Source organism: Streptomyces anulatus (assembly GCF_000721175.1).
GTDB classification, from domain to species: Bacteria; Actinomycetota; Actinomycetes; order Streptomycetales; family Streptomycetaceae; genus Streptomyces; species Streptomyces anulatus_C.
In genome coordinates, this window is record NZ_JOEZ01000051.1 from 24,364 (window position 1) to 34,007 (window position 9,644).

General features: G+C 72.2%; 7 protein-coding genes. 5 read left to right on the plus strand and 2 right to left on the minus strand.

The features are described from left to right. Positions 1 to 26 precede the first annotated feature (26 nt). The 3 genes from IG90_RS0136345 to IG90_RS0136355 all read left to right on the plus strand — a co-directional run bounded on the left by IG90_RS0136345 (position 27) and on the right by IG90_RS0136355 (position 3,319). Positions 27 to 1,415, plus strand: a complete 1,389-nt coding sequence (locus tag IG90_RS0136345) for a helix-turn-helix domain-containing protein (protein ID WP_030594606.1) — start codon at positions 27 to 29, stop codon at positions 1,413 to 1,415. A 170-nt stretch (positions 1,416 to 1,585) separates the two neighbouring features. After that, positions 1,586 to 2,794: a phospholipase D-like domain-containing protein gene (locus IG90_RS0136350; RefSeq protein ID WP_030594609.1), complete on the plus strand. Its 1,209-nt coding sequence runs from the start codon at positions 1,586 to 1,588 to the stop codon at positions 2,792 to 2,794. 87 nt (positions 2,795 to 2,881) lie between these two features. Further along, a complete protein-coding gene (locus IG90_RS0136355; RefSeq protein WP_030594612.1) occupies positions 2,882 to 3,319 on the plus strand; it encodes a hypothetical protein in 438 nt (145 codons plus the stop codon). Positions 3,320 to 3,453: 134 nt separating this feature from the next. Here IG90_RS0136355 and argS read toward each other — a convergent pair whose 3' ends face one another. Further along, positions 3,454 to 5,226 carry an arginine--tRNA ligase gene (gene argS / locus IG90_RS0136360; protein ID WP_030594615.1) on the minus strand — a complete coding sequence of 591 codons (1,773 nt, stop codon included), beginning with the start codon at positions 5,224 to 5,226 and terminating at the stop codon, positions 3,454 to 3,456. A 136-nt stretch (positions 5,227 to 5,362) separates the two neighbouring features. On the opposite strand from argS, the gene lysS reads away from it, so the two are divergent. Then, positions 5,363 to 7,132, plus strand: coding sequence for a lysine--tRNA ligase (gene lysS / locus IG90_RS0136365; protein ID WP_030594618.1), 1,770 nt, complete (start codon positions 5,363 to 5,365; stop codon positions 7,130 to 7,132). A gap of 65 nt (positions 7,133 to 7,197) precedes the next feature. Continuing rightward, complete coding sequence (locus tag IG90_RS0136370) at positions 7,198 to 8,619, plus strand: MATE family efflux transporter (RefSeq protein ID WP_033894997.1); 1,422 nt, start codon at positions 7,198 to 7,200, stop codon at positions 8,617 to 8,619. Positions 8,620 to 8,653: 34 nt separating this feature from the next. On the opposite strand, the gene IG90_RS0136375 is transcribed toward IG90_RS0136370, so the two are convergent. Further along, a partial coding sequence (locus tag IG90_RS0136375) for a DUF2637 domain-containing protein (RefSeq protein WP_033895004.1) occupies positions 8,654 to 9,644 on the minus strand: 991 nt, incomplete at its 5' end.

The window sequence follows — 9,644 nt, forward strand, 5'->3', positions numbered from 1 at the left end:
GACGCACGAGGAAGGGGAACGCCGTCGTGGCGACGCCGGAGGCCGTGGAGTTCGCGGCTCTGCTGAAGGATCTGAAGGACCGTTCGGGGCGCAGCTACGGTGTGCTGGCGGGGAAGCTGCACGTCAGCACGTCGACGCTCCACCGGTACTGCAACGGGGACGCCGTGCCGAACGAGTTCGCCCCGGTGGAGCGGTTCGCGCGGGTGTGCGGGGCGTCCGGCGACGAGCTGGTGGAGGTGCACCGGCGGTGGATCGTGGCGGACGCGGCGCGGCGGCGGCCTCCGGTGGGGGCGGCACCGGGGACGGCTGAGTCTGCGTCTGCCCCCGTTCCTGCCTCTGCTCCTGCGCCTGGTGTTGTTCCCGAAGGCGTCGAAGTCGCTGAGGCCGTCGAGCCGTCCGAGCCGACTGTTGTGTCCGGTGGCGCTCGGCCGGAGGCGGGCTCCCGGTGGTCCCGGCTCTCCCGGCGTACGCGGGTGCTCATCGCCGCCGCCGGGGTCGCCGCGCTCCTCGTACCCACCACCGTCGTCGCCGCCGACCTCGTCGGCTCGGGGAGGGAGGACGGCGGGAGCGCCGCGGACCGGGTGGAGGACGCGGGTGGAGACCTCGGGCCCGCGCCGGAAAGCTCCGCCTCGGCCACGCCCCGGCCCTCCGCGAGCCCGAGTTCGGCCGATCCTTCGGCGAGCGCCTCCGCGTCCCCCTCGGGGCCGCCGTCCGTGAAGCCCTCGGCGGGCTCCGGGCAGGGGCAGCCGCAGGGTGGTGGCGGTGGCGGTGGCGGCAGCGGTAGCGGTACGGGCCTCGGTGCTCCGCCGACCGTCAACATCTCCTCGTACAACTGGGACGAACCCTGCGGCCAGTACTACCTGGTGAACCGGGGGCCCGACGAGCTCGACCCGCCGCCCGCGCCGCAGGACCGGCGCGGCTGGGCGGAGTCGTACGGCGGGGTCGACGCCGGGAACATGCTGCTCCAGCTCACGGTGCAGGGCACCTCCCGCGAGGCGGTCGTCCTCAAGGGCATGCACGTCCGCGTCGTGTCCCGCAAGGCGCCGCTTCCCTGGTCGGCGTATCTGATGGGCAACGGCTGCGGCAGCGGGATCATGCCCCAGACCTTCGCCTCCCACCTCGACGCCGGGCATCCCACCCTCCGGCCGGTGCCGGGGAAGCAGGGGGACGTCGTGGTACCGGCCGTGGACTTCCCGTACAAGGTGTCGTCCGAGGACGTGGAGGTCTTCAACCTCGACATGAAGGCCGTGGGGTACGACGTCACCTGGTACCTGGAGCTGGAGTGGAGCAGCGGCGGGAAGGAAGGGGCGCTGCGGATCGACGACCACGGGAAGCCGTTCCGTACCAGTGGGATGAAGGGGCGGCCGGAGTACGTGTACGGCAACGAGGAGGTCGGGTGGGAGCCCGCGACCTGACGCGCGTCCTGGCTCGGTTCCCGTCCACCGGCTGAAGGGCGCGTACAGGCCTCTCGCGGCGGAAGGTCGGTTCCGTCCGCATTCGTACAGGAGTACAGTCACCAGGTCCTCGCGGTGCGCCCGGTTCCGGCCGGTCTGCCGCCCCAGTCCGCCTCCCCACCAGGTGACCCATGCCCGCGACCGCCGAAGCCCCCGACCCGACGGCACTGGACGTCCGCACCTGCGAGGAGCGGTCCCTGCGGCTCCGGCGCAGGCTGGAGCGGCTGATCGGCATCGCCGCCACCGAGGGGAACGCCCTCCTTCCGCTCCGTAACGGCGACGAGATCTTCGGCGCGATGCTGGAGGCCATCCGGGGCGCGGAGCACACCGTGGACCTGATGACGTTCGTCTACTGGCGCGGTGACATCGCTCTCCGGTTCGCCGAGGCGCTGGCCGAGCGGGCCCGGGCCGGGGTCCGGGTGCGGCTCATGCTCGACGGGTTCGGCTGCCGGCTCATCGAGAAGGACCAGCTGGAGCTGATGGACCGGGCCGGGGTCACCGTGACCTGGTTCCGCAAGCCGCTGCACCTCTCGCCGCTGAAGCAGAACCACCGCTGCCACCGCAAGGTCCTCGTCGTCGACGAGCGCACCGCGTTCACCGGCGGCGTCGGGATAGCCGAGGAATGGTGCGGCGACGCCCGCAACGAGCACGAGTGGCGCGACACCCACGTCCGGGTCACCGGCCCCGCCGTCGACGGCCTGGCCGCCGCGTTCGCGCAGAACTGGGCCGAGTGCCACGAGGAGCTCTTCGACGAGCGCGACCGGTTCGTCGTCGGCGAGCACCACGGGGACGCCGTCGTCCAGGTCGTACGCGGCTCCGCGTCCTTCGGCTGGCAGGACATGCAGACCCTGATCCGGGTCGTCCTGGAGTCCGCCGAGGAACGCGTCCGCCTCACCACCGCCTACTTCGCCCCCGACGCCTACTTCACCGGGCTCCTCTGCGACGCCGCCCGGCGCGGGGTGGAGGTCGAGATCCTGCTGCCCGGCCCGCACACCGACAAGCGGGTCTGCCAGCTCGCCGGCCAGCGCTTCTACGAGGACCTGACCGCCTGTGGCGTGAAGATCTACCAGTACCAGCCGACGATGCTGCACGCCAAGACCCTCACCGTGGACCGGATCGCGAGCCTCATCGGCTCCACCAACTTCAACCGGCGCTCGCTCGACCACGACGAGGAAGTCATGCTCGCCGTCCTCGACCGGGACTTCACCGCCACCCTCGACGGCCACTTCGACGAGGACCGGGAGAAGAGCGTGCTGATCGAGCGCGGCCGGTGGAAGCGCCGCGACCTCCTGCAGCGGGCCCGGGAAGCAGCTGTGCTGCCCATCCGCCGTTTCCTCTGAGGCCGGCCTGCCCCCGTGGGCGTGTTCCCGTGCTCGCCGGGCAGACGGGGAGGACGACCGTCGTCCGCCATGTGAAGGGAAGGGCCCATGAGCGCCACCGCCGCCACCTCACCGGCACCGTCCGCCGCGGTGATCACCGAACCCCTGCCCGACCTTCAGCTCCAGCTGCTCATCCAGCTCCTCGACGAGGACCCCCGCTCCAGCCTGCCCCTCACCCTGACGCACCCCGGCGGCCTGCTGCACGGGGACGTCATCGGGCACGAGCAGTGGAAGGCCGAGTGGGCCAGGAGCCTCCGCCAGGTCGAGGGGGAGGGGGCGAATCTGCTCGCCGAGTTCCCCGAGACGGTCGACCGGGGGGTGCGGGAGCTGCGCGCCGACGAGGACGCGGAGGCGGGCCGGCTGCCCCGCTGGATCCACTTGAGGGACGTCACGCTCGTCGTCGGGGCGCTGAGCCCGGTCTCGCTGCCGCTGTGGCGCGGACGTCTCTCCGACGTGTCGGGGTGGGCGCTCGGTCGCCCGCAGTAGGCGGCCCCGTACCGCGCCGAACACAGCGGGAGGCCTTCGACGTCGGGGAACTCACCGCTCCCTGGCCGGGGCCCTGCGCGCGTGGGCCCCGGCACATCACCCGTGCCGGGGCCCACGCGCGCAGGACGCTCCGGTCAGAGCCGCTCGGGCGTCCGGATGCCCAGCAGCGCCATCCCCCGGTGCAGGGTCCGGGCGGTCAGCTCGACCAGGAAGAGCCGGTTCTCGACGACCTCCGGGGCGTTGTCCGGGCTGAGCACCTGGCACTGGTCGTAGAACGTGGTCAGGTGGGACGCCAGCTGGTAGAGGTACGCGGCCAGCTTGTGCGGCTCGTAGCCCGCCGCGACCTCGGCGAGCACCTCGCCGAACTGGTCCAGGTGCAGGCCGAGTGCCCGCTCGGCCGGGGCCAGCTCCAGCTCCGGGTGGGCGGCCGGGACCGCGTCGCCGGCCTTGCGCAGGATCGACTGGATCCGGGCGTACGCGTACTGGAGGTACACCGACGTGTCGCCGTGCAGCGCCACCATCTGGTCCAGGTCGAACTTGTAGTCCCGTACGGCGGAGGTCGACAGGTCCGCGTACTTCACGGCGCCGATGCCGACGTACCGGCCGTTCTCGACGATCTCCTCCTCGGACAGGCCCACCTTGTCGGCCTTGTCCCGGACGACCGCGGTGGCCCGGTCGACCGCCTCGTCGAGGAGGTCCTCCAGCCGGACCGTCGTGCCCTCACGGGTCTTGAACGGCTTGCCGTCCTTGCCGAGGACCGTGCCGAACGCGAGCTGAACGGCCTTGACGTCGTCGCCCAGCCAGCCCGCCCGGCGGGCCGTCTCGAAGACCATCTTGAAGTGCAGCGACTGCCGGACGTCCACCACGTAGACCAGGGTGTCCGCCTTGAGGTTCCGCACCCGGTCCCGGATCGCGGACAGGTCGGTCGCCGCGTAGCCGTAGCCGCCGTTCGTCTTCTTCACGATGAGCGGGACCTTGTTGCCGTCCGGGCCCTTCACGTCGTCGAAGAACACGCACAGCGCACCCTCGGAGCGGACGGCGACGCCCGTCTCCTCCAGGATGCGGCAGGTCTCCTCCAGCATGTCGTTGTAGCCGGACTCGCCGACGATGTCCGGGTCGCTGATCTCCATGTCGAGCTTGTCGAACACCGAGTGGAAGTAGATCTTCGACTCGTCGACGAAGCCCTGCCACAGCTCCAGCGTCCCGGGGTCCCCGGCCTGGAGGGCCACCACCCGGTCCCGGGACCGCGCCTTGAACTCCTCGTCGGAGTCGAACAGGACCCGCGACTCCTTGTAGACCCGGTTCAGCGTCGACATCGCCGCCTCGCCGTCGCTCGCGCCGCCCTCGTGCTTCAGGGCGCCCGGGTGCTCGATCAGATACTGGATGAGCATGCCGAACTGGGTGCCCCAGTCGCCGATGTGGTGCCGCCGGACGACGTTCTCGCCGGTGAACTCCAGGATCTTGACCATGGCGTCGCCGATGACCGCCGACCGCAGGTGGCCGACGTGCATCTCCTTGGCCACGTTCGGCTGGGCGTAGTCGATGACCGTGGTGCCGGCCGCCGCCGTCAGCGGCACACCGAGCCGGCCCTCGTCGTCCGCCGACCGGGCGGCCAGCGTCTCGACGATCGCCCGGTCGGTGAGCGTGATGTTGAGGAAGCCGGGCCCGGACACCTCGATGTCCTTGATCGGCCCGTCCGCCGGGAGGGCAGCCGTGACCTGGCCCGCGAGCTCGCGCGGGTTGCCCTTGAGCTTCTTGGCGAGCGCCAGGATGCCGTTGGCCTGGAAGTCGGCCCGGTCGCTTCGGCGCAGCAGCGGGTCCGCGGCGCCGGCATCCGGCAGAGCTGCCGTCAGGGCGTCCGCCAGCTGCTGCTGGAGCGTGGAAGCGAGGGAAGGGACCGAGGCCATGGGCTGGCTGCCGTTTCCGTAGGGGGACGAGGGATCACCCCAGTATCCCACGGGGCGTAAAGCCGTTTTCGCGCTGCGGGGGGTAGCTGGGAGAATGGTCCGCACCCCATCGGGAAACGACAGACGAGAGAAGGACGTGCCGACCGTGGCCGAGAGTCAGACCAGCACCGAGACCGACTGGGTCTCCCGCTTCGCGGACGATGTCATCGCCGAATCGGAGCGTCGTGCGCCTGGCAAACCGGTCGTCGTCGCCTCCGGTCTGTCCCCGTCCGGCCCGATCCACCTCGGCAACCTCCGCGAGGTCATGACCCCGCACCTGGTCGCCGACGAGGTCCGCCGGCGCGGCCACACCGTGCGCCACCTGATCTCCTGGGACGACTACGACCGCTACCGCAAGGTCCCGAACGGCGTCCCGGGCGTCGACGCCTCCTGGGCCGAGCACATCGGCAAGCCGCTGACCTCGGTGCCCGCCCCGGCCGGCTCCGCATACCCGAACTGGGCCGAGCACTTCAAGGCCGCCATGACGGCGGCCCTGGACGAGCTGGGCGTCGAGTACGACGGAATCAGCCAGACGGAGCAGTACACCGCCGGGACCTACCGCGAGCAGATCCTGCACGCGATGAAGCACCGCGCCGACATCGACGCCGTCCTGGACCGCTACCGGACGAAGAAGGATCCGGCCGGCGGCCCGCAGAACAAGGGCGGCAAGAAGCCGCAGCAGCAGAAGAAGGTCGACGAGGCCGAGCTGGAGGCCGCCGAGGGCTCCGGCGCCGCCGACGAGGACGACGGCAGCGGCAACACCGCCGGCTACTTCCCGTACAAGCCCTACTGCGGCAACTGCGAGAAGGACCTCACCGTCGTCACCTCCTACGACGACGACACGACCGAGCTGAACTACACCTGCTCGGCGTGCGGCTTCGCCGAGACGGTCCGCCTCAGCGAGTTCAACCGCGGCAAGCTCGTCTGGAAGGTCGACTGGCCGATGCGCTGGGCGTACGAGGGCGTGGTCTTCGAGCCCAGCGGCGTCGACCACTCCTCGCCCGGCTCCTCCTTCGTCGTCGGCGGCCAGATCGTCCGCGAGGTCTTCGACGGCGTCCAGCCCATCGGGCCCATGTACGCCTTCGTCGGCATCTCCGGCATGGCCAAGATGTCCTCCAGCAAGGGCGGGGTGCCCACCCCGGCCGACGCGCTGGAGATCATGGAGGCGCCGCTGCTGCGCTGGCTCTACGCCCGCCGCAAGCCCAACCAGTCGTTCAAGATCGCCTTCGACCAGGAGATCCAGCGGCTGTACGACGAGTGGGACTCGCTCGGCCGCAAGGTCGCCGACGGCACGGTGCTGCCCGCCGACGCCGCCGCGTACTCCCGTGCCGTCCGCACGGCGGCCGGGGAGCTCCCGAGCACCCCGCACCCGCTGCCGTACCGGACGCTCGCCTCGGTCGCCGACATCACCGCCGGCGCCGAGGACCAGACGCTGCGCATCCTCAGCGAGCTGGACCCGGACAACCCGCTGACCTCGCTGGACGAGGCCCGCCCGCGCCTCGACCGCGCCGAGAACTGGATCACCACCCAGGTCCCGGCGGAGGCCCGCACCGTCGTCCGGGACGAGCCCGACAAGGAACTGCTCGGCTCGCTCGACGAGCAGGGCCGCGAGTCGCTGCGCCTCCTCCTGGAGGGGCTGGACTCGCACTGGTCGCTGGACGGACTCACCACGCTGGTCTACGGCGTGCCGAAGGTGCTGGCGGGACTGGAGCCGGACGCCAAGCCGACGCCCGAGCTGAAGGCCGCCCAGCGGTCCTTCTTCGCGCTGCTCTACCGGCTGCTCGTCAGCCGGGACACGGGCCCGCGCCTGCCCACGCTGCTGCTCGCGGTGGGGGCGGACCGGGTGCGGAGGCTGCTGGGCGCGTAGCGGTGCGCATACCCAGGCGCTTAGCGTCCTGTGCGCCGGAGCGCCGCCACCCGGAGGATTCCCGGGTGGCGGCGCTCCGCCGTGCCGTGGGGCCGTACCTCCGGCGGGCCCGAGCAGTCCCCGGCCCCGGCAGCCGGGAGACGGGCCCGCCCTCGGGTCCCTCCGGACGGGGGCTGATCGGGCGCACCGCCGCCACCGCTCTGCCGCTGTACCTGACCATGCTCGCCTCCACCGCGGGCAGCCTGGTCGACACCGCCCTGCTCGGCCGGCTCGCCACCGCCTCACTGGCCGCGTTCGCCCTCACGATGGCTGTGTACACCCCGGCCACCGCGACCGTCGCCGGCGCCCTGCGCGGCGTGATGCCCTTCGTGTCCGTGCACGACGACGACCCCGACGCCCTGTTGCCGGTGGTGCGGGACAGCCTGTGGCTCGGCATCGCCACCGGGCTGCTGGGCGCCCTGGCCGTCGCCGGGGTACCGCTCATCGGCCTCGCCTCCGGCGTACCGCGCCAGACCTTGTCGGAACTGGGCGCGTTCCCCTACCTGATGGCGGCGAGCGTCCTGGTGGCCGCGGTCGGCAACGCCGCCACCTCCACCCTGGTCGGCCTCGGCCGCTCCCGGCTCGTGATGCGCGCCGGGATGACCGGAACCGCCACGGCCGTGGTGCTCTCCCTGATCCTCGTGAACGGCGTCGGCCCGCTCGACGGGCTCGGGCTGCCCGGCGCGGGGATCGCCATGCTGGCGGCCGCCACGATCAGCGCCACCGTGGCGCACGGGGGACTGCGCCGGTGCGCCGTCCTGGCCGGTCGGCCGCTCGGCCCCGGCCGACCGCAGGTCCGCGCGGTGATCAGGCTGGCCGGTGTCGGTGTGCCGCTCGCCGCCACCGTCCTCATCAAGTTCGCCGTCCTCGGCGTGCTGGCCGTCGCCGCCGCACGCATCGACCCCGTGAACGCGGCCGCCCACAGCATCTCCGTCTCCCTGGTCGGCCTCATGTTCACCGCGGCCGTCGCCGTCGGCCAGGCCATGATCCCCCTGCTGGCGCCCCACGTGAAGGCCAAGGACGTCAGGGGGGTGCGCGCCGGCGTACGCGCCGGAGTCATGACGGCCCTCGGCGCGGTGCTCCTCATCGGCGGTGTGCTGGTGGTCCTCCGCGTCCCGGTGCTGTCCCTCTTCACCCACGACCTCGCGGCCCGGGAGCAGGTACTGGCCCTGCTGCCCCTCGTGCTCCTGGTGGTCGTCACCGACGCGCTCCAGGCCGTCTTCGGCTTCGGGCTCGTCGCGATCAGGGACACCGTGCCCAGCCTGTTCGCCTTCGCCGTCTGCTACGGCCTGCTGGCACTGGTCGCCGTGCCGCTGTCGGCCCGGGGCGGGCTCACCGCCCTGTGGCTTGCCCTGCTCGGCGCCAACACCCTGCTGGTCGTGGGGCAGGTGGCCTTCTTCCACCGGCGCAGCGGCCGGCTCGGCGGCCCACTGCCGCGCCCGGCCTGAGACCAGGTGCGGCAGTGGGCCGCCGAGCCGTACCTCAGGCGGTCTGGTCGACCGTCGACTGTGCCGGGACGTACGCCTGCTTGAACTCCGGCCACAGGCGCTGGAGCAGTTCACGGGAGCGGGGATGGCGGACGTTGCGGGTGTCGGCGAGGTGGATCTCCAGGGCCTCGGCGCTCGGGTGATGGCCCTGCTCGTCCGTGTACGCGCTGAAAACCTCGAAGGCCATGCTCGCGAACTCGGCGTCCTCCTGGGACCACTCTTCCAACTGCGGCGCGTCCTCGTGCGCTTGCGCGGAGGTGTCCTCGGGGGCCTCGTCGGGGGCTTCCTCGTGGCGGGGGTGCGGGACCGCGCCGATGGTGCCCACGTCTCCCAGCGGCCGGGTCCGGCCGGGGCCCGAGGGGATCTGGACCGGGGCGTGCTCCAGGCCCTCGCCCTGCTGCGGGTCGTACGCGCTGTGGTGCGAGGTGCCGTCGGGCAGCTTCTGCGCCGCGAACCAGGGGCTGTCGTGCGTGGGCGGGACGGCGGGCTCCTGCCGCTGAGGCAACGGGGGCTGCTGGTGCTGCTGGTCCTGCGGGTGGGGGTGCCGCTGAGGGGGCTGCTCGTCGTGCCCCGGGCCGCCCCCGTACCCCTGCTCGCGGCCGTGCTCCTGTTCGCCCGCCTGCTCCTGCCCCGGCTCCCGCTGGGGCTCGTACGGCAGCTCCGCCTTCGGGCGGGATCCCTCGACCGGCGGCAGCAGGGCGGGTTCGATCCCGGCGGCGGCGAGGCCGGCCGGGGCGGTCTCGGCGAGCGGCACGCCGTACTTCGCCAGCCGCAGGGGCATCATCGACTCGACCGGGGCCTTGCGCCGCCAGTTGCGGCCGAAACGCGCCTGGAGCCGGGCCTGGTAGATCAGCCGGTCCTGTTCGAGCTTGATGACCTGTTCGTAACTGCGCAGCTCCCACAGCTTCATCCGCCGCCACAGCTTGAACGTGGGGACGGGGGAGAGCAGCCACCGGGTGAGGCGGACGCCCTCCATGTGCTTGTCG